This window comes from Halomicrobium sp. HArcht1-1 (assembly GCF_058933285.1).
On record NZ_JBZYDL010000001.1, the window covers coordinates 1737230 to 1760439 of the forward strand.

Consider the following 23210-nt stretch of genomic DNA (forward strand, 5'->3'; position numbering starts at 1 on the left):
GTTACGCCGGGAGGCCGTCGACGTCGAGCAGCTCCTTGTAGCGGTTGCGGATCGTGACCTCTGAGATGTCCGCGACGCCGCTGACCTCGCTCTGTGTGACCTTCTCGTTGGTCAGCAGGGCCGCTGCGTACACGGCTGCGGCCGCGATTCCGACCGGGGACTTCCCGCTGAGGATGCCACCGTCACGAGCCGCTTCGATCAGTTCGCGTGCGCGTCGCTCGGTCTCGTCCGACAGCGACAGCTCGCTGCAAAAGCGCGGGACGTAGCTCTCGGGCTTGGCCGGGGCGACTTCCAGGCCCAGCTCCCGGATGATGTAGCGGTAGGTCCGGGTGAGCTCCATCCGCTCGACGCGGGAGACGTGGGTCATCTCGTCGAGTGACCGGGGGTTGTTCGCCTGACGGGCGGCGGCGTACAGCGCCGACGTGGCGACGCCCTCGATGGAGCGACCGGGCAGCAGGTCCTCGTCGAGCGCGCGGCGATAGATGACGCTTGCGGTCTCGCGGACGTTCTTGGGGAGTCCGAGCGCCGATGCCATGCGGTCGATCTCGCCCAGCGCCTGCTTGAGGTTGCGTTCCTTGGAGTCGCGGGTCCGGAATCGCTCGTTCCAGGTGCGCAGGCGCTGCATCTTCTGGCGCTGGGAACTCGACAGGGAGTTGCCGTAGGCGTCCTTGTCCTGCCAACCGATGTTGGTCGACAGCCCCTTGTCGTGCATCATCTTTGTCGTCGGCGCGCCGACGCGGGACTTGCTGTCTTTCTCGCTGGCGTCGAACGCACGCCACTCGGGACCGTGGTCGATCTCGTCTTCCTCGACGACCAGTCCGCACTCCTCACAGACGGTCTCGCCGTGTTCGGAGTCGAGTTGCGTGTGGCCGCCACACTCGGGACAGACGTCCTCGTCGACGTCCGCCTCCTCTCGCTCGATCTCTGCGCTGGTCTGCTGTTCGCCGCTGTTGGTTCGGGTATGTATCTCGCTCATAGTGGATGCCTCGATTGCTGAGGACACAAACCTTAAAAACAGGCTGCGACCTTCTTAACAAGTAGTTAGTCAGAAAAGTATATAAAGTCTTCGGTAGCGGTAATTCGCAGGACTGCGCCGTGCTGTCAGTTGTCATGGGTGTGTAGAACGTCGACACGAGACGGTCGTTCGAGCGGGCGCTTACCCGCAGTGGCAACCGGTAGTGACTCCCTAAACGGTAAAGAGGTGGCCCTCGGTCGGCACGTCGAACAGCCCGATCCGCGCCCCGGCGTCGAGCCACGCGTGGCCGTAGGAGAACGACGCCAGCGCGTTGACCGGGTCGTCGTCCGCCCGGAAGTGTCGGCCGTCTTCGAGATACGACGCCGCCATCTCCGCGCACTCGACGGCCGCGTCGTGCATCGGCGTCCCCTCTGGTGGCGCGATTTCGGCCGCCGAGACGGCCTCTGCGAGCAGTCCCTCGTATCGATCGGTCTTCTCCCGTAGCTCTGCAGCCATACCCAGTACAGACCGTCGAGTGGCTAAGCGGTTTCGTCCGATGGGCGCGGACCAGACACGACAGCGCAACCTACAAAGCCCGCCACGAAGTAGGGAAAGTAATGACTGAAGACGTCGTCGAACACCGGAGACTCATCATCGCTGGGACGGGTATCGCGGGGCTCACCGCCGCCATCTACGCCGCCCGCTCGAACAACGATCCACTCGTCTTCGAGGGGGACGAACCCGGCGGACAGCTCACGCTCACCACGGACGTTGCGAACTATCCGGGCTTCCCGGAGGGGATCAGCGGCCCCGATCTAGTCAACGACATGAAAGAGCAGGCCCAGCAGTTCGGTGCCGAACTCGATCACGGAATCGTCGAGAACGTCGACGCGAGCGATCGCACGTTCCGTGTCGAACTCGCCAACGGCGACGCCTACACCGCCGACGCCGTCATCGCTGCCTCCGGAGCGAGCGCGCGCACGCTCGGCGTCCCCGGCGAGGACGAACTGATGGGCTACGGCGTCTCGACCTGTGCGACCTGTGACGGGGCGTTCTTCCGCGACGAGGACATGCTCGTGGTCGGCGGCGGCGACGCCGCCATGGAGGAGGCCACCTTCCTGACGAAGTTCGCGGACACCGTCTACCTCGCACACCGCCGCGAGGAGTTCCGCGCGGAGGACTACTGGATCGACCGCGTCCAGGAACAGGTCGAGGACGGCGACATCGAGATCATGCGCAACACGGAACTCCTGGAGATCCACGGCTCGGCCGAAGACGGCGTCGACCACGTCACGCTGGCCCGCAACGACGCGGGGTACCCCTCGGAGGCGCTCGACGATCCCGACACCGAGCAGTTCGACTTCGACGTGGGCGCGGTCTTCCTCGCGATCGGCCACACGCCCAACACCGGCTACCTTGAAGACACCGGCGTCGAACTGGACGAGGCCGGGTACCTCCAGACTGAGTCTGGCGTCGGCGACGGCGAGACCGCCACCGCCGTCGAGGGGCTGTTCGGTGCCGGCGACGTGGTCGACCACCACTACCAGCAGGCCGTCACCGCCGCGGGGATGGGCTGTAAGGCCGCCCTCGACGCCGACGAGTACCTCGAATCGCTTCCGGACGAGTCCCAGGCAGCCGAGACGGCCCCGCAGGCAGACGATTGAGGAATCGGACACCGCCTTCTCGTGCTATGCTCGCCGACCCGCAGTCCCTTTACGTAGCGGCGGCCAACGAGCAGTCATGACAGACGACACTGTCACCGTGACACTCGAAGCCGGTGAAGAACGCGACGAACTGACCGTCCCGACCGCGCTCGTGGACATGCTCCGAGAAGGCGAGGAGTCCGATCCGGAAGTCGTCGGCGACATCGCGATGTTCGGCATGGCCCAGCGGATCCACGGTGCCGTCCACCACGCACAGGGCGAACCCGACGCCGAGATCGAGTCCGTCAACGAGACGGCGATGGAGCTGTTCGAAGAGCGCTTCGGTGCGACGTTCTCCGAGCTGACCGGCCACGACCACTGACTGCGATCTCGTTTTCCGAGGCGACGGCTCCCGTACTGTCGGCTGTGAGATAACGGTCCATCGACACGCTCACGCCGCGTCGGTGACCGTCCACGAGAGGAGGACGCCGTCGTCTACCCGCTCGACATCGTCGAGCGAGAGCGCCGGAAACTCGTCGACGAATCCCTCGCCGTCTGCCAGGGTCGGGGCGTCCCGTCCGCCGATCACCGTCGAGCCGACGAACACCGAGAGCTCGTCGACCAGTCCCGCCTCGAACAGCGAGAAGATCAGCTCGCCCCCGCCCTCGACCATCAGCTGGTCGATGCCGTCGCCCTCCAGCTTGGCGAGTGCGGTGACCAGATCGACGCGGTCCTCGCCGGCTGCGATGACGGTCGCGCCCGCTTCTTCCATCTGCGTGACGAAGTCCGTCGGTGCCGCCTGGCTGACCAGCAGGTATGTGAGTGCTGCCCCGTCGAGGACGCGTGCGTCCGGCGGGGTCCTGACCTGCGAGTCGGCGACGACTCGCGCGGGATTGGCGGGCTCGCCACGTTCCTCGCGGGCCCGCTGGCGCTCGGGGTCGTCGAGTGTGAGCGACGGATCGTCGGCCAGCACCGTCCCGACCCCGACCATGACCGCGTCGCTCTCGGCGCGCAGCTCGTCGACTCGGTCGAAGTCCCGCGTTCCCGAGATCTCGATCTGTTCGCGGCGGCGCGTCGACAGCTTCCCGTCGGCGCTCATGGCGGCGTTGACGACCACGTGCATGATCGTCAGGAGGGAAGTGGCGCAAAAACCGGTTACGAAACGCTATGCTTCGGACTCGCGCTTGCCGTCGGCCAGTAGCTTCCGGGCGTCGATGGCCTTCTTGCCGTGGGCGCTCGTCCGGAGCCTGACCGCCGGCCCGTCGAGCCAGAGTTCGCGCACGTCGACGACGATCTCGGACGACCAGCTCTTGATCCGACCCTCGCCGTGGCTATCGATTTCGATAAAGGTACGCGGCGTTCGCTGGCGACCCATCGTCCACTCCGTGTCCCCCAGCTCCATCGTCTCCGCTTCGAGCGCTTCCCACTCGAAGATCACGACGTGTTGCTCGCGTGGCTGATCCGACCGCTCGTGGTCGACTCGCGTTCGGGTTTCGTAGTCGACGCCGAAGTGCGCGGCCCACAGCTCCAGATACTCGAAGTCGAACTTCTTCTTGCCCTCTCCCTCGCCGTCCCTGTTCGTCCAGACGACGTGGGCGTCCGAGGGCTTCTTCCCGAATGCGCCGCCCATGTCATCGACCCCGCTGGCGCTGTCGTTCACGTCCGTCACCGAGCGAACGCGGGCCGACCAGTCCCGCGCTCGATCGCCGTCGACGCACCGAGCTGTCGCCCGTGATACTGTCGGCTCTCACCGTTTCGAGAGACTCGTGACCCCGTCCCGAGGTTCGTAACAGACGGACGGCCGGCAGTGTGACCCCGCACTGTGGCATACGCCTGAAGTACCGTTATCTCGAATAAAAACGTGCTGGCCATACGTCAACGGGAGAATACGTACACGTTCGTCTCCGCTCGGTCGCGGTGTCGGCCCACCACCGAACGCTTTTCATCGCCGCCGCCGAACCACGGCCCGATGACACTCGACGAGCATGCCGAGGAACTCGCCTCCGACCTCGGTGTCGACAAAGAGGAGGTCAAAGAGGATCTGGCGAATCTCGTGAACTACTCCGTCCCGATGGACGAGGCAAAGCAGAGCCTCAGACGCAAGTACGGGGACGGCAGCGAGGGCGGGACGACGCCATCGAGCAAAGACATCGCCGACATTTCGGCGAGTGACTCGAACGTCACCGTCACGGCCCGAGTGCTGACCGTCGGTCAGCGGTCGATCCAGTACCAGGGCGACGAACAGGTGATCTTCGAGGGCGAACTCGCCGACGAGACCGGGACGATCTCGTACACGGCCTGGGAGGACTTCGGACTGGCTGCCGGCGACACGATCACCGCGGGCAACGCGGGTGTCCGCGAGTGGGACGGCCGACCCGAGCTGAACCTCGGCGAGAGCACGAGCATCGAGCGATCCGACGAGCCGCTGGACGTGCCCTACGAGATCGGCGGCGACGCCGAACTCGCGACGCTCGCGCCGGGCGACCGCGGGATCAACGTCGAGGTGCAGGTCCTGGAGGTCGAGGAGAAGACGATCGACGGCCGCAACGGCGAGACCGACATCCTCAGCGGCGTCTTCGGCGACGAGAGCACCCGGCTCCCCTTTACCGACTGGGACCCACACGCCGAGATCGAAGCCGACGCGTCGATCCGCATCGAAGACGTGTTCGTCCGGGAGTTCCGGGGCGCGCCGTCGATCAACGTCTCGGAGTTCTCGACGGTGACGCCGCTGGACCGAACGGTCTCGGCGACCGAGAACGCACAGCAGATGCCGATTCGCGAGGCCGTCGACTCCGGCGGACTCTTCGACGTCGAGCTGACCGGCAACATCATCGAAGTCCGGGACGGCTCCGGACTGATCGAGCGGTGTCCGGAGTGTGGCCGCGTCGTCCAGAACGGCCAGTGCCGGAGCCACGGCACGGTCGACGCCGTCGACGACCTGCGGACGAAGGCGATCCTCGACGACGGCAGCGCCACCGTGACGGTCGTGCTCGACGACGAACTGACCGCCGAGGTGTACGGGGGTGACCTCGCGGACGCGACAGAGCACGCGCGCGACGCGATGGACAAGGAGGTCGTCGCCGAGCGGATCGCCGACCGCATCGTCGGCCTGGAGTACGTCGTCCGTGGCTCGCTGTCGGTCGACGAGTACGGTGCGAACCTCGACGCGACCAGCTTCGAGGAGAGCGACGACGACCCGGCAGAGCGTGCTCGGACGCTGCTCGCGGAGGTCGAGCCATGAGCACCGACGAGGACCAGGGCGGCGCAGGTCGGCGCGAGGTCGCCTATCGCCTCTTTGCCGCCGAGTTCGACGACGCGGACTTCTCGTACTCCGAGAGCGACGAGGAGCGTGCGCCCAACTACGTCGTCACGCCGACCGGCGCACGCGTGAACAGAGTGTTCCTGGTGGGCGTGCTGACCGAGGTCGAGACGGTCAGCGAAGACTACCTCCGGGCCCGCGTCGTCGACCCCTCGGGTCCGTTCGTCGTCTACGCCGGCCAGTACCAGCCCGAGGCGCTTGCCTTCCTGGAGAGTGCCGACCCGCCGACGTTCGTGGCGGTCACGGGCAAGGCTCGGACCTACCAGCCCGACGACAGCGATCAGGTGTACACCTCGGTTCGGCCCGAGTCGATCAGCGAGGTCGACGCGGCGACGCGGGACCGCTGGGTCGTCCAGACGGCCGAGCAGACGATCGACCGCGTGGCACGCGCCGCAGAGGGCAAACACGCCGACCTGACCGGCGACGACCTGCGGGCGGCGCTCGTCGACCACGGCGTCGACGAGGGAGTGGCCGCTGGCATCCCCATCGCACTGGAACGGTACGGAACGACCGGCGACTACCTCGCGGCAGTGCGGGACCTCGCGACCGACGCCGCCCGCGTCGTCGCCGGCCAGCGAGACGAGGTCGAGCCACTGACCGTCCGACCGGGACAGGGCAGCGACGATCGACTCGCCGGCCTCGTCGAGCGACCGATCGAACACTCGGCCGACGACGAAGGGGCTGAGACGGTCGCCGAAGAACCGGGCGAAACAGACCGACCGGACGAGGGGGCCGACGACCAGCGTGCGGGAACCGCGGAAGCGACGACGGGCCAGCAGCCGAGCGGTTCGGACGTCCCCTCGATCGACGACGAGTCCGCGGGCGAGACGACCGAGAGCGTCGGCGACGTGGCCGACGAAGAACCGTCCGGAGCCGACTCGACGGACGAGACAGTGGAAGCGTCCCCAGGCGAGACGACAGAACCGTCGCCGGACGAGATCGACGCGACGAGCGACGAGCCCACCGACGAGTCAGCGTCAGACCGCGAGACGGCTGCCACCGATCCGTCCGCTACGGCGGAGACAGAGTCGACGGACGACGACCTCGGGGAGTTCGACCCCGAGTTCGAACTCGACGAGAGCGAACGCGAGGAGATCGAGTCCGAGTACGGCACGGAGTTCCAGAGCGGGACCGAGGTCGACGAACCCGGAGCGGCCGACATCGACACGCCCGATCCCGAGGCCGTCGACGCCGAGAGCACCACGGCAGCCGACGCGGAGCCGTCGTCCGACGCCGAGCCGAGTGAGGGCGAAGCCGCCCGAAGCGCCGACTCGACCGACGAGGACGACGCGACCGACGTGGATCTCGAAGACGCGGTGATGGACGTGATGGACGATCTGGACGACGGGGACGGCGCAGCCCGGACGGCGGTCGTCGACGCCGTCGTCGATCGGACCGGCGGCGATCCCGACGCCGTCGAGGACGCCATCCAGGACGCACTGATGGGCGGGCGCTGCTACGAGCCCGACGACGGTCTGTTGAAGCCGATCTGATGGGCGTCGAACCGGTTCCAGACCGCCCCGCTGCGGTCGCAGCCACCGGCGAGGAGCGCTGTCTCGTCGTCGCGGACTACCACGCCGGTATCGAGCGGGGACTGCGCCGCGAGGGCGTCGAACTGGCGAGCGACGCCGACGTGCGACGTGACCGGCTCCTCGATCTGCTCGCCGAAACCGCGCCCGACCGACTGGTCGTCCTCGGCGATCTCGTTCACTCGATCGGCGATCCGGCAGGGGCCGAACGCGAGGAGGTGACGGCGCTCCTCGACGCGGTCGAGGTCCCGGTGACCGTCGTTCGCGGGAACCACGACGGCGGGATCGACGAACTCTGTGCAGACGCGGCGACGCCCGTGACGGTCACACCCAGCGACGGCGTCAGGATCGGTTCGGTCGGGTTCGCACACGGCCACACCTGGCCGAGTCGAGCGGTGCTCGGAGCCGACGTGGTCTGTGTCGGCCACGAACACCCAGTCGTCCGTCTCGAAGACGAGGTCGGCGGCCGGCGGGTCGAGCGCGCGTGGCTCCGCGGACGCGTCGACCCCGCGCCGTTCGAGAGCCAGTTCGACGGCGCACTGGGTATCGACGCCGATCTCGTCGTGTGCCCGGCGTTCAACGACCGCTCTGGAGGCACGTGGGTCAACGTCGCCGGCCAGGAGTTTCTCTCCCCGTTCCTCCCGGCAGGACTGGCCGACGGAGAGGCCTACCTCCTCGACGGCACGCGTCTCGGTCGGTACCGATCGATTTGAAGGCCGTAGTCCGACCGTACCGGCCAGTAGCGGGCGTATAACAAGGTGGGTAGCACTGGGCTGTCCACCATGGGCGCGGTATCGTCGGACCACACGCTGGGGCGCTGTCCGGACTGTGAGACCGAAATCCCGCTCGGGCTGGTCATCATCGAGTACGAGACCGACGCCGGACGAGAGTCCTACGCCGAGTGTCCGGGCTGTCGGGAAGTGGTCCACCCGGTCTAGAACCATGTCGCGATCGTCGTGAGGACGAACAGCGACGCACCGACCACGACGACCCACAGCAGCGGCCCGCTCTCGGTCGGCGCACCGGATTCCTCGGGATTCGAGAACCCCGCCAGAGCGGTGAGCAGGACCAGCGCGCCGACGCCACCGGTGATCCAGTCGATCGTCGTGAGACCGGTGGATGCGGCGAGTGCGGTGTCGACGACCGAGACGACGCCGAACGCCGTCAACGAGACGAGATAGAGGACGCGAGCGTTCATACAGTCGTTCGGGCGAGCGCGAACATATGGCTGGCGTCCCGCGCGGGAGCGATTACTGTGTATCCGACGGCCTTGAGATAGGCAGCCGTCGTATAAATTTCTGGGAGAATTTCGCATACATTCACCCATCTGTCCACCAGTATTTCACATTTGATAATATCTGCGGAACGCCTTTATAACAAAACTAGCTTCCTTTGGACCATGCGTACTAGACGTAACGTGCTCAAAACGGCCGTCGGTACCGCGGCGGTTGGCCTCTCTTCGGGCTGCTTGGGTACTCTCAGCGGCAGTGACCAGACTGTCTCGTTCGGGGCCGTGTATCCTCTCAGTGGACCCCTGGAACAGGTGGGGACACACGGCAAGCGGGCGACCGAGCAGGCGGTTCGAGACATCAACGCGGCAGGTGGCATCAACGGACAACAGGTCGAACTGACGGCGATCGACAGCGAGGCGACCGTCGAGACCGCGGTCGAAGGATACCGCGAGTTCGCCGAGAGCGGCGGCGTCGGACTCGTCGGCGGACTCGTCAGTGACGTGTCGATCGCACTCTCACAGGAAGTCGCCGACGACGAGATCATGGAGGTCAGTCCGGCCAGTACGGCACCGCAACTGACGACGGCCGGGCGGGCCGACGATCGGAAGTACTTCGGGCGGACCGTTCCCAGTGACGGGCTCCAGGCGGCGGCGATGGCGAAAGTCGTCGACGACTCGCTGTATATCGGTGCCGACTCCGTCGCACTGTTGAGCATCGACAACTCGTTCGGTGCCGGGCTCGCGGCGGCACAGCGGTCGCTGCTCGACGCCGAGATCGTCGCCGACGTGCGCTACGACTCCGAAGCCGATTCGTTCGCCGGGACGCTGGATACCGTCTTCGAGAACGACCCGGACGCGGTCGCCTTTACGAGCGTTTCCGGACAGGAACGGGGCATTCTCGACGCGTACAGCCAGCGAGACGAAGACGTTCCGTGGGTGTTCTCCGCGGGCATGTTCGGCGGCGACGTGCCGTCGTACTACGAAGGGTTCTACAGCGCGTCGCTGTCCTCGTCGCGGACGGACGCGTACTTCGATCTGGTGCGCCGACTCTCGGACATCGACTCACTCGCGGCGTTCGCCGCCAACGGCTACGACGCGATGTTCCTGATGGCCGCCGCCGCACAGCAGGCGGGCGAGACGACCGGCCCGGCCATCGCGGACACGATCCAGTCGGTCTCTGGCGGGACGGGACACACCGTCTCGGTCGGCGACTTCGACAAAGTGCGCTCGCTGACGGACGCGGGACGCGAGCTGAACTATCAGGGCGCGTCGGGCGGTGTCGACCTGACCGAGAATCTCGAACCGCTGAGTTCGTACCTCATCCAGCGGATCGACGGCGGCGTCGTCGAGTCCTTGGAGTTGCTCCAACGGGGCTTCTTCGAATCGGGGGGCCAACAATGAGCTGGGGAAGCAAGCGGCTCGTCAGCTCGATCGAGCGGTCCCTCCCGGACGTGATCAGACGACGGTACGCCGCGAAGTTCGGCGTCCTGCTGCTCGGCGTCGTCCTCGTCCTCGCGGCCGGCGGGGGGCTCGTCATTCTGGAGACCGAGTCGCTCGTCGAGAGCCAGACCGAAGACCAGATCCGCGGCGTCGCCGAGTCACAGGCCGCGTCGATCTCCGAGTGGTCCTCGACCAAGCAGTCGACGGCGTCGTTCCTCGCCGACTCGCTGTCGGATCGGTCCGGCGAGAGCGCAGCCGACAACCAGCGATGGCTCGAACAGAAGCTCATCGGGCTCCCCGGTGACGTTCGCTCGCTCCACTACGTCGACGCCGCGGAGGGGTCCGTCGTCGCGAGCACCGACGACGGCCTCCAGGGCACGTCACTGGCCGCCGTCGAAGCGCCGTGGACCGACGGCAGCGGCGCGATCGTCGCCACGGGGCCGACCTCGACCTCCGAGCCGTACGAGAGCGGTAGCGAGCCGGTCATCGCGTTCGTCCAGCCCGTGCCCGGAAACGATCAGTACGTGGTGCTGACCGCGTCGCTCGAAGCGCGATCCCACGAGTTCACCTCGCCGTTCGCCACCGGCGACGTGAAGGTCGTCAGCCAGGACGGGCGGATCGTCCTGGACAACCGAAAGGGATCGCTCCTCGAACAGTACGAGACGACCGACGGCTCGACGGAGACGGCCGTCGAGTCGGCACTCGGCGGTGAGACCGGGTACAGACAGGTCTCGGCTCGAACCGGCATGGACGAGGGTCAGTACGTCATGGCGTACACGCCGATCACCGGCACGGAGTGGGTCCTCCTCTATCACGTGCCCGCGAACCGCGCGTTCGCGCTCCAGTCGGCCGTCTCCGAGAACATCGGACTCCTGCTTGCGCTTGCGGTCGGCGCGCTGTTCGTCGTGGGTGCGACGATCGGCCGAGGGACCGCCCGTTCGCTCGCCCACGTGGCCGAGAGCGCGGAGGACATCGCTGCGGGCGACATCAACAGCTCGATCCCCGAGACCGACCGCATCGACGAGATGGGACAGCTGTACGACGCCTTCGCCGCGATGCAGTCGTACCTGACGACCGCCGCCGACCAGGCCGACGCGATCTCGGAGAAGCGGTTCGACGACCCCGCGCTCGACGAGGAGATCCCCGGCGAGTTCGGCGCGGCGCTGGAGAAGATGAGCGGCGACATCCAGGAGCTGATCGCCAACATCGAGGAGGCCAAAGACGAGGCAGAGTCCGCACAGGCGGAGGCCGAGTCGATGGCGACCGCCCTCGAAGCGAAGGCCGAACAGTTCAGTGACGTGATGGACAGTGCCGCGGCCGGCGACCTCACCCAGCGGATGGACACCGACAGCGACTACGACGCGATGGTCGACATCGCGGAGAGCTTCAACGAGATGGTCTCGGAGCTCGAACGGACCGTCGTCCGCATCGAGGAGTTCGCCGGCACCGTCGACTCCTCGACGGAGTCGATCTCCGCGAGCGCACAGGAGGTCAAGTCCGCGAGCGAACAGGTCAGTCGGTCCGTCCAGCAGATCGCGGAGGGCGCAGACCGTCAGAACGACCACATCCAGCAGGTCAGCGGGGAGATGACGGATCTCTCGGCGACCGTCGAGGAGATCACGTCCTCGACCGACGAGGTCGCCTCGAAGTCCCAGCGCGCCGCCGAAACTGGCGCTGAGGGACGCGAATACGGGCAGCTGGCCGCAGACGAGATCGAAGCGATCGACGAGACGGCGACCGAGGCCGTCGAGCAGGTCGAGTCCCTCGCCTCGGAGATGGAGCGGATCGGCGAGGTCGTCACGCTGATCGACGACATCGCCGACCAGACGAACATGCTGGCGCTGAACGCCTCCATCGAGGCCAACCGAGCCGGCGAAGCCGGCGAAGGGTTCGCGGTCGTGGCCCGCGAGATCAAGGCACTGGCCGAGGAGACCCAGGACGCGACCAACGACATCGCGTCGCTGATCGAGAGCATCCAGTCCCGGACGGACGACACCGTCGACGACATCCGCGAGATGGGCGACCGCGTCGACAACGGCAAGGAGACCGTCGAAAACGCCACGGAGGCCCTCTCGGAGATCGTCACGCAGGTCGAAGACGCCAACTCCGGGATCCAGGCGATCAGTGACGCGACCGACGAACAGGCGGCCTCCATGGAGGAGGTCGTCTCGATGGCCGAGGAGGTCGGCTCGATCAGCGAGGAGACCTCTTCCGAGTCGGAGAACGTCGCGGCGTCGGCCGAGGAACAGGCCGCGTCGATCTCGGAAGTCACGAGCAGCATCCAGTCGCTGTCGAGCCAGGCGAGTGACCTGAAGGAACTCGTCAACCAGTTCGACACCGACGCCGAAAGCACCACCGGCGAAGTGTCGGCCGCGTCGGACGACTGAGCGGTCCGCACCCGACTCGGGCCGTTGTGGACCGGCGCCGTCCGCATCTTTAACCTCGTCCAGCCGTTAGCAGTGGCGATGAGTGAGACGGGCGCTGACGCGTTCACTGCACTCGGCGGGTCGGTCCGTTCGGCGCTGTCCGAGCGGGGCTTTACGACGCCGACGGAGCCCCAGCGAAAGGCGATTCCGCCGCTGGCGGCGGGCCACGACGCGCTCGTCGTCGCGCCGACGGGGACCGGGAAGACGGAGACGGCCATGCTCCCCGTCTTCGACGCGCTGGCCGACGAGGACCGCTTCGGCATCGGGGCGCTGTACATCACGCCCCTCCGGGCGCTGAACCGCGACATGCGCGAGCGACTCGACTGGTGGGGCGACACGCTCGACCTCGAGATCGACGTGCGCCACGGCGACACGACTGACTACCAGCGACAGCAGCAGGCCGACGATCCACCCGACGTGCTCGTGACGACGCCGGAGACGCTCCAGGCGATGTTGACCGGCTCGAAGCTCCGGACCGCACTGGAAGCCGTCGAGCACGTCGTCGTCGACGAAGTCCACGAACTCGCGGCCGCCAAGCGCGGCGCACAGCTGACCGTCGGGCTGGAACGGCTGCGCGAGGTGTCGGGCCCCGTCCAGCGGATCGGGCTCTCGGCGACCGTCGGCGATCCCGAGGCCGTCGGACGCTTTCTCACCGGCGACCGTGGCTGTCGGATCGTCGAGGTCGACGTCGGGAGCCGTCTGGACGTGTCCGTGGTCCGACCGACGGTCACCGACGCCGACGAGCGACTGGCCAGCGAACTCGTCACCGACCCCGAGGTCGCAAGCCACGTCCGCCGGATCGACGAACTGATCGCGGCCCACGACTCCGTTTTGGTGTTCGTCAACACGCGCCAGACGGCGGAGGCGCTGGGCTCGCGGTTCAAAGAACTCGGCACGAACCTCGGGGTCCACCACGGTTCACTGGCCAAGGAGACGCGGATCGACGTGGAAGACCGCTTCAAACAGGGCGATCTCGACGCTCTGCTCTGTACCTCGTCCATGGAGCTCGGGATCGATGTCGGCCACGTCGACCACGTCGTCCAGTACGGCAGTCCCCGACAGGTCGCTCGCCTCCTCCAGCGCGTCGGCCGCGCAGGCCACCGCCGGGACCTGCTGTCTTCGGGAACCGTCGTCACCACCCACCCCGACGACACGCTGGAGGCGCTGGCGATCACGCGACAGGCTCTCGACGGCGAGGTCGAGCCCGCCGAGATCCACGACGGCAGCCTCGACACCGTAGCCAATCAGGTGCCCGGCATCGTCATGGACGTCGGCGAGATCCGCGCCATGGAAGCCTACGAGATCGTCACGCGGGCTTTCCCCTTTCGGGACCTGACCGTCGACGAGTTCCGGGAAGTGGTCCGCGAACTCGGTGAGAACCGCGTCATCTGGATCGACGAGGACGACGACCGACTGGAGAAGCGACGGGGGACCTGGCAGTACTTCTATCAGAACCTCTCGATGATCCCCGACGAGGCGACCTACGACGTCGAAGACGTGGCCTCGGGCGACCAGATCGGCACGCTCGACGAGCAGTTCGTCGTCAACTTCGCGAACCCCGGCGAGGTGTTCATCCAGCGCGGGGAGATGTGGCGGATCACGAACGTCGACGAGGACGAGGAAGTCGTCACGGTCTCGCCGATCGAGGACCCGGCCGGCGAGGTGCCGTCGTGGGTCGGCCAGGAGATTCCGGTCCCACAGGCGGTCGCCCGCGAGGTCGGCGAACTCCGACGCGTCGCCGGCAGACAGCTTCAGGACGGCGCTGGGGCCGACGCCGTGGCTCGTGACCTCACGCGGCGCTACGAGGGCGATCCGGCCACCGTCGAGAGCGGGCTCGAACAGCTCCGAGACCACGAGGCTCCCATCCCCGACGACGAGACGATCGTCGTCGAGATGCACGGCCGCGAGGTCGTCGTCAACGCCTGTCTGGGCCACCAGGTCAACGAGACGCTCGGCCGACTGCTCTCGTCGCTGGTCGGCCAGCGAGCCGGCGCGACCGTCGCGATGGAGGTCGATCCCTACCGGATCGAACTCGAACTGCCAAGCGGCGTCAGCGGCGGCGACGTGATCGACGTGCTGGAGACGACCGATCCCGAGCACGTCCGCCACATCATCGAGCTGAGCCTGAAAAACGCCGACGCCCTGAAGTTCAAGCTCGCACAGGTCGCGGCGAAGTTCGGCACGCTCAAGCGCTGGCAGGGCTCTGGCTCGGGCCGGTTCGGGCGCGATCGGCTGCTGGCCGCCCTCGAAGACACGCCGATCTACGACGAGGCCGTCCGCGAGGTGTTCCACGAGGACCTGGCCGTGGAAGCGACCCAGACGGTCCTGTCGGCGATTCAGTCCGGCTCGATCGCTGTCGAGACCGTCGGGGACCGCACGCCGATCGGCCTCGGCGGCCGTTCTTCGGGTCGGGAACTGCTCTCGCCGGAACACGCCGACGCCAGCGTCATCCAGACCGTCAGGGAGCGCATCCAGAACGACCGGGTGCTCCTGTTCTGTCTCCACTGCCGGGACTGGCGGCGCAAACAGCAGGTCGGTCGCGTCCGCGACCAGCCCGACTGTCCCGACTGTGGGTCGACGCGCATCGCCGCACTCAATCCGTGGGCCGAGGAGGTGATCGCGGCGGTGCGAGCCGCGGACAAAGACGAGGAACAGGAGAAGATGACCGAACGGGCCTACCGGTCGGCGTCGCTGGTCCAGAGCCACGGCAAGCAGGCGGTGATCGCACTGGCCGCACGCGGTGTCGGCCCCCACAACGCCGCTCGCATCATCAACAAACTCCGCGAGGACGAAGACGAGTTCTACCGGGACATCCTCCAGCAGGAACGCGAGTACGCACGGACACAGTCGTTCTGGTGAGGGCACTTGCACACACGATCTGCTCGGTGGCTGGAGATTGGGTAGCTTTTTGTTCGTCAGTTGATCACGATGGATCATGCCAGAGACTGCGGTATCGGAATCCAGAGCGCTCCTCGAACGGTCGCCCGACGAGCGCGAGGCACTCGATATCGGCGACGACGAAGTCGTCGACGCTCTGTTCTCGGTGATCGAGCACGGGAGTCAGGCCGAGAAAGTAATCTCTGACTGTACGCTACCGGCACTAAACCTCGACTTCAGAACGATCGAGAGCGACAACAACCATCCGGTCGTCTTCAGGAACTGTACGTTCGAAGGGGCGGTTAGCGCTGTCGACGCCGACGTGACCGTGCCGATCAGCTTCGAGAACAGTGACATCGGCGGTCTCGAACTCTCTGGAGCCCGCTTCGAGTTCGATCTATCACTGTCCGAGTCGACCGTGAGCGGTGACGTAGACGCCTTCGAAGCGCGGTTCGACGACCAGTTCGACGTGACGGGATCGACGTTTACTGGCCCCGTTACACTACAGGAAGCACACTTCGGCAACGATGCGGACTTCGAACGGGCCAGCTTCGAAGAGTCGGTCTCGTTCGAAACCGCCTCGTTCAGTGGTGCGTCGAACGAACTCGGAGACAATGCCAGTTTCGAGGATGCGACCTTCGAGGGGGAGGTCGACTTCCGTCAGGCAGCGTTTACGTACGCAGACTTTGCAGACGTATCCGTCGCCGGTCGTGTCAGATTCGAAGAGACGACGTTTACCGGCGACGTGGCGTTTACCCGTGCGACCTTCCAGAGCGAAGCGGACTTCGACGAGGTCGATTTCGGTGGCGATGTCGACTTCGAGTCGGTCACTTTCCAGGGCACTGCGGTGTTTCGCGGAGCGGAGTTCGAGGGCGGTGCCCGTTCACTCGAAGAAGACGCGACGTTCTCGCAAGCGGTGTTCGACGACGAACTGAACGCCTGTGACGCGCACTTTCGAGACGGGCTGTTCGACGGTATCACGGTGAACGGCCGTGCGACGTTCGAGGGTATCCGCTTCGACGGCGACGCTTCCTTCGAAGCTGCGACGTTCGCCGACGAGGTCGACTTCGACGAGGCCCGGTTTTACGGCGACGTGAGCTTCGAGCAGGTGTCGTTCGACGGCGTCGCCATATTTCGCGGAGCGGAGTTTCGCGGTGCCGACAACCACCTCGAAGAGGACGCCTCGTTCGACGCAGCGACCTTCGGCGCGCGGGCGGGTTTCGAGGACGCCGTCTTCAGCTCCGGATCGTTCGTCGACACCCGCTTCGCTGCCGAGACCACCTTCCGTGGTGCAAAGTTCGATCGCGCCGTCTTCCACGTCGTTCCGATCACGAACGAAAGCTACGTCGACTTCACCCGCGCGATCATCAAGGACGGAGAGATCCGTCAGCCAGAGGGAGGCTGGGTTCGTTACGATCTGACGAACGCGAGTCTGGGCTCCGTGTCGTTGCGTGCAACCACCGAGAGCGACCACCGACAGCTCCTCGACTACTTCCGTTTCTGCAACACGGAGTTCAACGAGTTCGACGGCTACGACTTCGACTTCTCGGCTCACACGGACTACCTGGATCGAAACGACTGGTCGCTCCACGAGTTCGACGAGAACTTCGCCGACGTGACGTTCGCGCTGCCGATGACCCCCGAGAACGTCGAGCGTACCTATCTCAAAGCCAAGACGGCAGCCTCCAGTGCTGGCCAGATGAAGGCTGCTGGCGAGTTCCGGGTCAGACGCCAGCAGTTCGCCCGGAAGAAGTACGTCGGCATCGCCAGAGACGGGACGACCGATCTCGTGACGCGGGCGAAAAACGCCAGTCGCGCGGTGGAGAACGCGTTCCTCGGCGTCACCTGCGGTCACGGAATGCGATTGGGGCGGATCGTCGCGGTCTTCGCGCTCTTCCCGTTGTTCCCAGCGATGCTGTACGCCTTCGGTGGATCAGCGTTCTCGACGACGATCCCGGCGATTTCTGGTGCCCCAAGTCTGTTCTCTCCCGAGGGACTGTCGATCCTCTATCGGAATATTCACTTTAGCTACATCACGTTTCTCACTATCGGCTACGGTTACATCGGCCCGGAGGGTGCCGCCGCGAGAGCGATGGCCGGGATGGAAGTGTACGTCAACGTCATCCTCTCGGGGCTGGTGTTGTACTGTCTGATCAAACGCTCAGAGATATAGGGCCCCCGGGGTGCGCTACGGGAAAAGACCTTTTCGAGTCCTCGCCGAACGCTCGATCATGACGGAACGAGTGAGCGGAGAAGACGTGATCGTCGAACACGCAACCGAGGATGTCGTCGTCGAGTCGGCCGAAGATGTACACGTAGACGCCGGTCGCATCGAGGGGAAACTGGTCATCAAGTCGGCCCAGGACGTGATCGTCGAGAACAGCAGTGAGGTCCACGTCGAACAATCCGAAGACGTGACCCTCGATTCCGGAACGGTAGAAGGCGACGTCAACGTCGACAACGCACAGGACGTGTCCGAAGACGACAGTTTCCTCTGAAGATGGGCGGGAACTCCGAGCTACGGGTCGTCGGCACGCGCAAATCCCGGTCACTGGGGGAAGTGGGAGGCACGATCTCCGTCGAGAGCGAGCGCGGATCGGTCGAGTTCACTGCGACCGACGACGTCGTCCTGACTGTCGGCGGCGAACGGAACTCGGTCACGGCACACGGAAGCGGTAGCACCGTCCGTCTCAGTATCGACGGCGACCGAAACAGTGTCTCGATCGCCCGGTCGCTCGACCTGGAGATCCACGACGACGAAGGCGTGGCGAACTCGATCGATCGTCACGGCGAGGAACAGAGCGGCCCCGAACTCGTGCGAACCGACCGAGCGGAGGCCTACGCGGATCTCGGGTTGTTCGACTATACGATGGTGTCCTACCAGACCAACGCCACCGAGCGAGAGTTCTGTCACAACTGCGGCCGCGACGCCGAGACGATCGTCCGACGACACGAAGAGACGGTACTCGCCGTGTTCGGGTTCACCGTCACGCTCGGGGAACGAACGGGGTCGGACGAGTGTCCCGAGTGTACACCCCACGTCCCCGACGAAGACGTGGAACTCACCGAAGCAGAGCGACGCGAGATCTTCCGCTGATCATCCCGTTTCGGGCCGTCCCCCGAGTCGCTCGAACAGGGTTTCGGTAAAGACGGCACAGTCGTGTTCCGGATACGTGTGCCACGTCTCGTAGCCACTGTCGACCGCGTCGACGGCGGTTACTGCACGGTCCGAAAAGTCGTAGCGTAGATCGAACGATCGCGTGGTCGGGAAGCGCTCGATCGGGTCGACGCGGATCTCCGTCGTACACGCGACCCGTTCAGTTTCGTACGAGACGCAGCGAGCGTCTCGTCGGCGAAGGTCGATCGTTCGACTCCCAGTGACGGTTCGCTCGTCGCAGGACGCGATCTCTGCGAACCCGAGCGACTGGGCACGAACGCAGTGAGAGCTACCGATGACGGCAGCGGCGAAATCGACGCCGTCGACGGTCACTGTCGTCTCCTCGTAGACGTTCAGCCGGTCCGGATCTGTGAGTTCGTATCCAAAGTGAAGCAGTTCGTGGTTCATACGTAGCCGATGACGATGTCGTAGTTGGGATCGAAGATGCTGTTTGGCTCGACACCCCGATATCGATCGATCGCGCGCCACTCTCGGCGTTCGTAGGCAGACTGCACTCGTTCCGTTCGAGCGTTTCGTGCTGTTTCGAGTGTCAGTTTCTCGCTCGGGCTCGGGGAGAGCAAGTAGAACTGTTCTCCACGCTCTAACTGTCCGTCCCGATCGAAGTCGCCGTATGTGCTGTAGTCGACGTAGCCACGAAAGCCGGCCTCGCGGACAGTGTTGGCGTAGGCCATGTGGTGGTTCGCAAACTTGTGCCGGGAGTACACCCACGTCGCCACCATCCCGTCGTCGGTCACGTGTTGTCGTAACTGCGTGTAAAATTCCGTCGAGTACAGCGGTAGTGCGTCGTCGGAACGCGCACCTGGCAGGTCCAGCAAGATCAGGTCGTACTGTCGATCTGTCGAGCGGAGGTACGTTCGAGCGTCTGCGACGTGTGTCGTCAGTCGGTCGTACTCGTAGGCGTCGTTGTGGTACTGCTCGAAGAACGGGTGGTCTCTCGTGTAGTTCATGAACTCCCCGTCGATGTCGACGTGGTCGACGGTGACACCGTACTCTCGGAGGTGATCAACGGCGATCCAGTCACCGCCACCGATCAACAGGACGCGTGTCTCGGACCCGTTCTCGAACTGGGACATCGGCACGTCGACCAGTCCCTCGTGGTAAGAATCGACCCACCGGTCACAGAGCTGGACGGCCATATCGAGCCGTAAACACGTATCAGTGCCAGGCACGTCAGTGAGCTGTCGCTCGTACAGAACGGCGTCCTGATACTTGGTGGTGTGGCGTTCGGTCACGTCGACCGACGCCGTGCCGGGCGGATACTCGCTCTCGATCGCCCCCTCGACGTAGAAGTCGGTCAACGAGTCCTCGACCTGCTGCTCGTTGGCCAGCACGCCGGCGTACGTGCCGGTAAGGAGGAGACCGACTAGCAGCAGTGCCTTGCTGCTCTCGGTGAAACGTACTGCGAACGACAGTGCCGCGACGGCGTTGAGCAGGCCCAGAACGACGATCGCGGTGATCAAACCCATCGACGGGTAGAGGAAGAGTGCGTAGACCACCGTCCCGACGAGGCTTCCGAAGTAGTCGACGCCCAGCACCTCGCTGAACGCCGAGCGCTCGCTTGTCACCATCGAGGACAGGAACGGAATCTCCAGTCCAGAAAGCACGCCGACTGCGATAATCGGCAGGTGAGAGGCGACGAGGACAGCGGTGTCTTTCGCCGGAAAGCGAACGTCTGGAACGCTGTTGAGCAGGATCATCACCAGTAGCCCCAGCGGTCCGACGACGGCCAGCAGTACCTCGATCCTGAAGAAGTTCGTCTCCGCTTCGCCGACGTAGTTGTACAGGAAGGCACCGACCCCCAGCGAGAACAGGTACAGGCCGATCGTGATCGAGTATCGTAGGACTGTTCCGCCAAAGAGGACTCGCAGCATCTCCGAGTAGATCAGTTCGTAGACGATGCTACAGAAGGCAACGACCAGCGTCAGGCCGAGCAGGAGCGCTCGATCGGACCGCAGTGACGAACGGAAGTGTGAGAGCACGCGTTACAGGCGCGGTGAAACTTTCCACGGGTTCTCGATCTGGTAGCCCGTCCCCTCTTCGGTGACCTCGAAGTCGATCGCTTCCCAGCCAAAGTCGTGTGTTCCCTGGTCGGCTTCGAGTTTGGACCCGACACGGAACCATCCGGGGCGAACGTTCTCGTAGGTCAGGGTCTGTTTGCTGGGATCGGACCAGGTTTCGTCCCAGTCGACGGGACCCGGTCCTGGTGGATCGTCGGAGTACTGATCGTCGGACCCGAGATACGCGAGCCCCACTCGCTGGTGAGCGGCCTGGTACTGCTCGATCTCGTCACGGTGGTCTTCGCGCCACTCGTCGTCGTCGTCGTCTCCATGGTAGATCGCCCGACCGTGATGGCCGTGCGGTGCCGCCGCGTATCCCCCGGCACCGCGTCCCGTCGCACCGCCACCTCGTCCACCGCCTTTCTGTCCTCGTGCCGTCCCGACTATCGAGCGTCCACTGCCCGCGATGTCGAGACTCGCTTCCACATCTGCTCGTGACTCGACAACTGGCTCCTCGACCAGCGGTACTTCTAACGTCCCGGAGCTGACTCGCAGCTCGTCGAAGACGTCCGATTCTCTGGGAGGGGTCGACGTGGAGCCGCTACAGCCTGCGAGGGAACCAATTCCGGCGAGGCCAAAGACACTCGCGCGGACGAACGATCGTCGGCGCATATTTCACGCACTATCTGTTTGGGACAATGAAAGTTGCGAAAGCAACGCACCACGCGAAAAGCGGTGGTGGCGGCCGGCAGACGGTGGGACCTGCTCGGCAGAAACGACTAAACCCGGCCCCCGACAGGGGACACACATGCGACTGGAGGAATACTGGGGTATCGGGCCGAAGACGAGCGCGCTGCTCTCGTCGGAGCTTGGGGTCGATCGTGCGGTTGCGGCCATCGAATCTGCCGACACCCGCGAACTGACGAAGGCGGGGCTCTCTCGGGGCCGAGCGACGCGAATCCTCAGACGGGCGACGGGAGCCGAGGCGATGGATCTGCTGGCGACCCGCGACACCCGCGACGTGTACAAGGCGCTGCTGGACCTCGCCGAAGAGCACGCGGTCACGGAGCACGCGGCCGACCGAATCCGAGTGCTGACGCCGCTGCCGGACCGGGCGGCGATGGAAGAGCGACTCTCGTCCGTCCTCGACGCGCGCGACGCGTGGGCCAGCACCGACGAGGCGACGCGCGACGACGTGCTGGCGGCGTTCGACCGCTACGACAGCGTCGACGGGGGCGAGCTGTCCGCCGTCCGGACGGCGCTTGCGCTACAGGAGACCGGCGTCGACGACGGGGTGTTCGAGCCGATCGCGACGCTGGAGGGCGACCGACTCGACGACGCGGCGCGTGCGCTGGCCGGGTTGCGGGGCGACGGCGACCGGGTCGGCGACGGTGCCGACGACCAGCTCGACGGACTGCGAGACCAGCTCGGACAGGTGGAGGATCTCGTTGCGACCTCGCCGGAGGTCGTCGAGGAACTCCAGTCCGAGGCCCGCCGGCCCGACGAGTTTCGGGACGCGCTCACTCGCTACCTGACCAGCGAGACCGGCGTCGACGCCGCGCGCGTTCGGGACGCGGTTCCGCAGGAGGCCGCCGACGCACGGGACTTCGTCGAGAGCGCGCTCCGGTCGCTCGCCGGCGATCTCCGCAGTGCGGTAGACGAACGCGAAGCGACCGTCGCCGCGACCCTAGAAGAGGATCTCGCGGCCGCCCGCGAGACCGTCGACGCGGCCGTCGAGGCGGTTGACGACGCCGCGCTGTACGTCTCGCTGGCACGCTTCGCGCTGGCGTACGACCTCACCCGTCCGACGTTCGTCTCGGACCGGGAGACCATCGCCGTCCGTGGCGCGCGCAACCTCGCGCTACAAGACGCCGGAGACGACGTACAGCCGGTGACCTACGCCGTCGGCGACCACGACCTGCCCGCGGGCCGGGAGCCCCCGACCGGTGACCGGGTCGCCGTCCTGACTGGCGCGAACTCGGGCGGGAAGACGACGCTGCTGGAGACGCTGTGTCAGGTGCAGCTGCTGGCCCAGATGGGGCTGCCCGTGCCGGCCGAGGACGCCGAAGTGGGGCTCGTCGACGCGATCGTCTTCCACCGCCGTCACGCGTCGTTCAACGCGGGCGTTCTGGAGTCGACGCTCCGATCCGTGGTCCCGCCGCTGACCGACGCCGGACGAACGCTGATGCTGGTCGACGAGTTCGAGGCGATCACGGAACCGGGCAGCGCCGCCAACCTCCTGCACGGACTGGTGACACTGACCGTCGAGCGCGACGCGCTCGGCGTGTTCGTCACGCATCTCGCGGACGACCTGGAGCCACTCCCCGAGGCCGCACGGACCGACGGGATCTTCGCCGAGGGGCTGTCGCCGGACCTCGATCTCGAAGTCGACTACCAGCCGCGTTTCGAGACGGTCGGCAAGTCGACGCCGGAGTTCATCGTCTCTCGACTGGTCGCCAACGCCGCCGATCCGGTCGAACGCACCGGCTTCGAGACGCTGGCACAGGCCGTCGGCGAGGAGGCGGTCCAGCGGACTCTCTCCGACGCCCGCTGGTCCGAGGGCGACAGCGACGACTGACACTGTCGTCGTCGTTGTTTTATCCGCGATCTCAGGT

The 23210-nt window shown here is 65.7% G+C and carries 21 protein-coding genes; 13 read left to right on the plus strand and 8 right to left on the minus strand.

The window, feature by feature from the left end; all coding sequences use genetic code 11:
* Position 1: 1 nt before the first annotated feature.
* On the minus strand, positions 2–976 hold the full coding sequence (locus tag AC5FRZ_RS09175; protein ID WP_170094417.1) for a transcription initiation factor IIB: 975 nt from the start codon (positions 974–976) through the stop codon (positions 2–4).
* 210 nt (positions 977–1186) lie between these two features.
* On the minus strand, positions 1187–1471 hold the full coding sequence (locus tag AC5FRZ_RS09180) for a DUF357 domain-containing protein (RefSeq protein ID WP_153553523.1): 285 nt from the start codon (positions 1469–1471) through the stop codon (positions 1187–1189).
* 101 nt (positions 1472–1572) lie between these two features.
* On the opposite strand from AC5FRZ_RS09180, the gene AC5FRZ_RS09185 reads away from it, so the two are divergent.
* Together AC5FRZ_RS09185 and AC5FRZ_RS09190 are read left to right on the plus strand one after the other, a co-directional pair.
* Positions 1573–2619 carry an NAD(P)/FAD-dependent oxidoreductase gene (locus AC5FRZ_RS09185; RefSeq protein ID WP_493564430.1) on the plus strand — a complete coding sequence of 349 codons (1047 nt, stop codon included), beginning with the start codon at positions 1573–1575 and terminating at the stop codon, positions 2617–2619.
* A gap of 76 nt (positions 2620–2695) precedes the next feature.
* Entirely contained in the window at positions 2696–2980 is a 285-nt protein-coding gene (locus AC5FRZ_RS09190) for a DUF7545 family protein (RefSeq protein WP_015763367.1), read from the plus strand.
* 69 nt (positions 2981–3049) lie between these two features.
* Here the strand turns inward: AC5FRZ_RS09190 and AC5FRZ_RS09195 are convergent, their stop codons facing one another.
* Both AC5FRZ_RS09195 and AC5FRZ_RS09200 read right to left on the minus strand, forming a co-directional pair.
* Entirely contained in the window at positions 3050–3721 is a 672-nt protein-coding gene (locus tag AC5FRZ_RS09195) for a 2,5-diamino-6-(ribosylamino)-4(3H)-pyrimidinone 5'-phosphate reductase (RefSeq protein WP_493564431.1), read from the minus strand.
* A 42-nt stretch (positions 3722–3763) separates the two neighbouring features.
* A complete protein-coding gene (locus AC5FRZ_RS09200; RefSeq protein ID WP_208627348.1) occupies positions 3764–4228 on the minus strand; it encodes a hypothetical protein in 465 nt (154 codons plus the stop codon).
* Positions 4229–4567: 339 nt separating this feature from the next.
* Here AC5FRZ_RS09200 and AC5FRZ_RS09205 point away from each other — a divergent pair, with 339 nt between their 5' ends.
* The 4 genes from AC5FRZ_RS09205 (at position 4568) to AC5FRZ_RS09220 (ending at position 8384) form a co-directional block, all read left to right on the plus strand.
* The gene (locus AC5FRZ_RS09205) at positions 4568–5839 is read left to right on the plus strand and encodes a Single-stranded DNA binding protein (RefSeq protein ID WP_493564432.1); all 1272 of its coding nucleotides are present in this window, start codon (positions 4568–4570) and stop codon (positions 5837–5839) included.
* On the plus strand, positions 5836–7410 hold the full coding sequence (locus AC5FRZ_RS09210) for an RPA family protein (protein ID WP_493564433.1): 1575 nt from the start codon (positions 5836–5838) through the stop codon (positions 7408–7410). The genes AC5FRZ_RS09205 and AC5FRZ_RS09210 overlap by 4 nt, the downstream gene beginning before the upstream one ends.
* On the plus strand, positions 7410–8159 hold the full coding sequence (locus AC5FRZ_RS09215; RefSeq protein ID WP_493564434.1) for a metallophosphoesterase: 750 nt from the start codon (positions 7410–7412) through the stop codon (positions 8157–8159). Before AC5FRZ_RS09210 ends, AC5FRZ_RS09215 begins: the two co-directional genes overlap by 1 nt.
* 69 nt (positions 8160–8228) lie before the next feature.
* A complete protein-coding gene (locus AC5FRZ_RS09220; protein ID WP_493564435.1) occupies positions 8229–8384 on the plus strand; it encodes a DUF7837 family putative zinc-binding protein in 156 nt (51 codons plus the stop codon).
* Here AC5FRZ_RS09220 and AC5FRZ_RS09225 read toward each other — a convergent pair.
* Positions 8381–8644 (minus strand): hypothetical protein, encoded by a 264-nt coding sequence (locus AC5FRZ_RS09225; RefSeq protein WP_170094425.1) that lies wholly within the window; start codon positions 8642–8644, stop codon positions 8381–8383. The two genes, AC5FRZ_RS09220 and AC5FRZ_RS09225, sit on opposite strands and share 4 nt — an antisense overlap.
* A 201-nt stretch (positions 8645–8845) precedes the next feature.
* Here AC5FRZ_RS09225 and AC5FRZ_RS09230 point away from each other — a divergent pair, with 201 nt between their 5' ends.
* The 6 genes from AC5FRZ_RS09230 to AC5FRZ_RS09255 all read left to right on the plus strand — a co-directional run bounded on the left by AC5FRZ_RS09230 (position 8846) and on the right by AC5FRZ_RS09255 (position 18517).
* Positions 8846–10078, plus strand: coding sequence for an ABC transporter substrate-binding protein (locus AC5FRZ_RS09230; RefSeq protein ID WP_493564436.1), 1233 nt, complete (start codon positions 8846–8848; stop codon positions 10076–10078).
* Entirely contained in the window at positions 10075–12504 is a 2430-nt protein-coding gene (locus tag AC5FRZ_RS09235; protein ID WP_493564437.1) for a methyl-accepting chemotaxis protein, read from the plus strand. The genes AC5FRZ_RS09230 and AC5FRZ_RS09235 overlap by 4 nt, the downstream gene beginning before the upstream one ends.
* Before the next feature lie 78 nt (positions 12505–12582).
* Positions 12583–15402 (plus strand): DEAD/DEAH box helicase, encoded by a 2820-nt coding sequence (locus AC5FRZ_RS09240; RefSeq protein WP_493564438.1) that lies wholly within the window; start codon positions 12583–12585, stop codon positions 15400–15402.
* Positions 15403–15478: 76 nt separating this feature from the next.
* Entirely contained in the window at positions 15479–17593 is a 2115-nt protein-coding gene (locus AC5FRZ_RS09245; protein ID WP_493564439.1) for a pentapeptide repeat-containing protein, read from the plus strand.
* A 58-nt stretch (positions 17594–17651) separates the two neighbouring features.
* Positions 17652–17918 carry a hypothetical protein gene (locus AC5FRZ_RS09250; protein WP_170094430.1) on the plus strand — a complete coding sequence of 89 codons (267 nt, stop codon included), beginning with the start codon at positions 17652–17654 and terminating at the stop codon, positions 17916–17918.
* A 2-nt stretch (positions 17919–17920) separates the two neighbouring features.
* Positions 17921–18517 (plus strand): DUF8108 domain-containing protein, encoded by a 597-nt coding sequence (locus AC5FRZ_RS09255; protein ID WP_170094431.1) that lies wholly within the window; start codon positions 17921–17923, stop codon positions 18515–18517.
* On the opposite strand, the gene AC5FRZ_RS09260 is transcribed toward AC5FRZ_RS09255, so the two are convergent.
* From AC5FRZ_RS09260 to AC5FRZ_RS09270, 3 genes are read right to left on the minus strand one after another with little or no spacing between them, the layout of a single operon-like run.
* Positions 18518–18985: a DUF2617 family protein gene (locus tag AC5FRZ_RS09260; RefSeq protein WP_170094432.1), complete on the minus strand. Its 468-nt coding sequence runs from the start codon at positions 18983–18985 to the stop codon at positions 18518–18520. It lies immediately after the preceding gene.
* A complete protein-coding gene (locus AC5FRZ_RS09265; RefSeq protein ID WP_170094433.1) occupies positions 18982–20577 on the minus strand; it encodes a spermine/spermidine synthase domain-containing protein in 1596 nt (531 codons plus the stop codon). The genes AC5FRZ_RS09260 and AC5FRZ_RS09265 overlap by 4 nt, the downstream gene beginning before the upstream one ends.
* A 3-nt stretch (positions 20578–20580) precedes the next feature.
* A complete protein-coding gene (locus AC5FRZ_RS09270) occupies positions 20581–21267 on the minus strand; it encodes a hypothetical protein (RefSeq protein WP_170094434.1) in 687 nt (228 codons plus the stop codon).
* Between the two features lie 136 nt (positions 21268–21403).
* Between AC5FRZ_RS09270 and AC5FRZ_RS09275 the strand changes: the two genes are divergently transcribed.
* On the plus strand, positions 21404–23173 hold the full coding sequence (locus tag AC5FRZ_RS09275) for a MutS-related protein (RefSeq protein WP_493564440.1): 1770 nt from the start codon (positions 21404–21406) through the stop codon (positions 23171–23173).
* Positions 23174–23210: the final 37 nt, after the last annotated feature.

Excerpts from the sequence above, each read along its gene's own strand:
- AC5FRZ_RS09270 (WP_170094434.1), bottom strand. The coding sequence starts at position 21,267 with ATGCGCCGACGATCGTTCGTCCGCGCGAGTGTCTTTGGCCTCGCCGGA.
- AC5FRZ_RS09175 (WP_170094417.1), bottom strand. The coding sequence starts at position 976 with ATGAGCGAGATACATACCCGAACCAACAGCGGCGAACAGCAGACCAGC.
- AC5FRZ_RS09205 (WP_493564432.1), top strand. The coding sequence starts at position 4,568 with ATGACACTCGACGAGCATGCCGAGGAACTCGCCTCCGACCTCGGTGTC.
- AC5FRZ_RS09275 (WP_493564440.1), top strand. The coding sequence starts at position 21,404 with ATGCGACTGGAGGAATACTGGGGTATCGGGCCGAAGACGAGCGCGCTG.
- AC5FRZ_RS09255 (WP_170094431.1), top strand. The coding sequence starts at position 17,921 with ATGGGCGGGAACTCCGAGCTACGGGTCGTCGGCACGCGCAAATCCCGG.
- AC5FRZ_RS09235 (WP_493564437.1), top strand. The coding sequence starts at position 10,075 with ATGAGCTGGGGAAGCAAGCGGCTCGTCAGCTCGATCGAGCGGTCCCTC.
- AC5FRZ_RS09195 (WP_493564431.1), bottom strand. The coding sequence starts at position 3,721 with ATGCACGTGGTCGTCAACGCCGCCATGAGCGCCGACGGGAAGCTGTCG.
- AC5FRZ_RS09215 (WP_493564434.1), top strand. The coding sequence starts at position 7,410 with ATGGGCGTCGAACCGGTTCCAGACCGCCCCGCTGCGGTCGCAGCCACC.
- AC5FRZ_RS09245 (WP_493564439.1), top strand. The coding sequence starts at position 15,479 with ATGCCAGAGACTGCGGTATCGGAATCCAGAGCGCTCCTCGAACGGTCG.
- AC5FRZ_RS09230 (WP_493564436.1), top strand. The coding sequence starts at position 8,846 with ATGCGTACTAGACGTAACGTGCTCAAAACGGCCGTCGGTACCGCGGCG.
- AC5FRZ_RS09190 (WP_015763367.1), top strand. The coding sequence starts at position 2,696 with ATGACAGACGACACTGTCACCGTGACACTCGAAGCCGGTGAAGAACGC.
- AC5FRZ_RS09240 (WP_493564438.1), top strand. The coding sequence starts at position 12,583 with ATGAGTGAGACGGGCGCTGACGCGTTCACTGCACTCGGCGGGTCGGTC.
- AC5FRZ_RS09210 (WP_493564433.1), top strand. The coding sequence starts at position 5,836 with ATGAGCACCGACGAGGACCAGGGCGGCGCAGGTCGGCGCGAGGTCGCC.
- AC5FRZ_RS09180 (WP_153553523.1), bottom strand. The coding sequence starts at position 1,471 with ATGGCTGCAGAGCTACGGGAGAAGACCGATCGATACGAGGGACTGCTC.
- AC5FRZ_RS09220 (WP_493564435.1), top strand. The coding sequence starts at position 8,229 with ATGGGCGCGGTATCGTCGGACCACACGCTGGGGCGCTGTCCGGACTGT.
- AC5FRZ_RS09250 (WP_170094430.1), top strand. The coding sequence starts at position 17,652 with ATGACGGAACGAGTGAGCGGAGAAGACGTGATCGTCGAACACGCAACC.
- AC5FRZ_RS09260 (WP_170094432.1), bottom strand. The coding sequence starts at position 18,985 with ATGAACCACGAACTGCTTCACTTTGGATACGAACTCACAGATCCGGAC.
- AC5FRZ_RS09225 (WP_170094425.1), bottom strand. The coding sequence starts at position 8,644 with ATGAACGCTCGCGTCCTCTATCTCGTCTCGTTGACGGCGTTCGGCGTC.
- AC5FRZ_RS09185 (WP_493564430.1), top strand. The coding sequence starts at position 1,573 with ATGACTGAAGACGTCGTCGAACACCGGAGACTCATCATCGCTGGGACG.
- AC5FRZ_RS09200 (WP_208627348.1), bottom strand. The coding sequence starts at position 4,228 with ATGGGCGGCGCATTCGGGAAGAAGCCCTCGGACGCCCACGTCGTCTGG.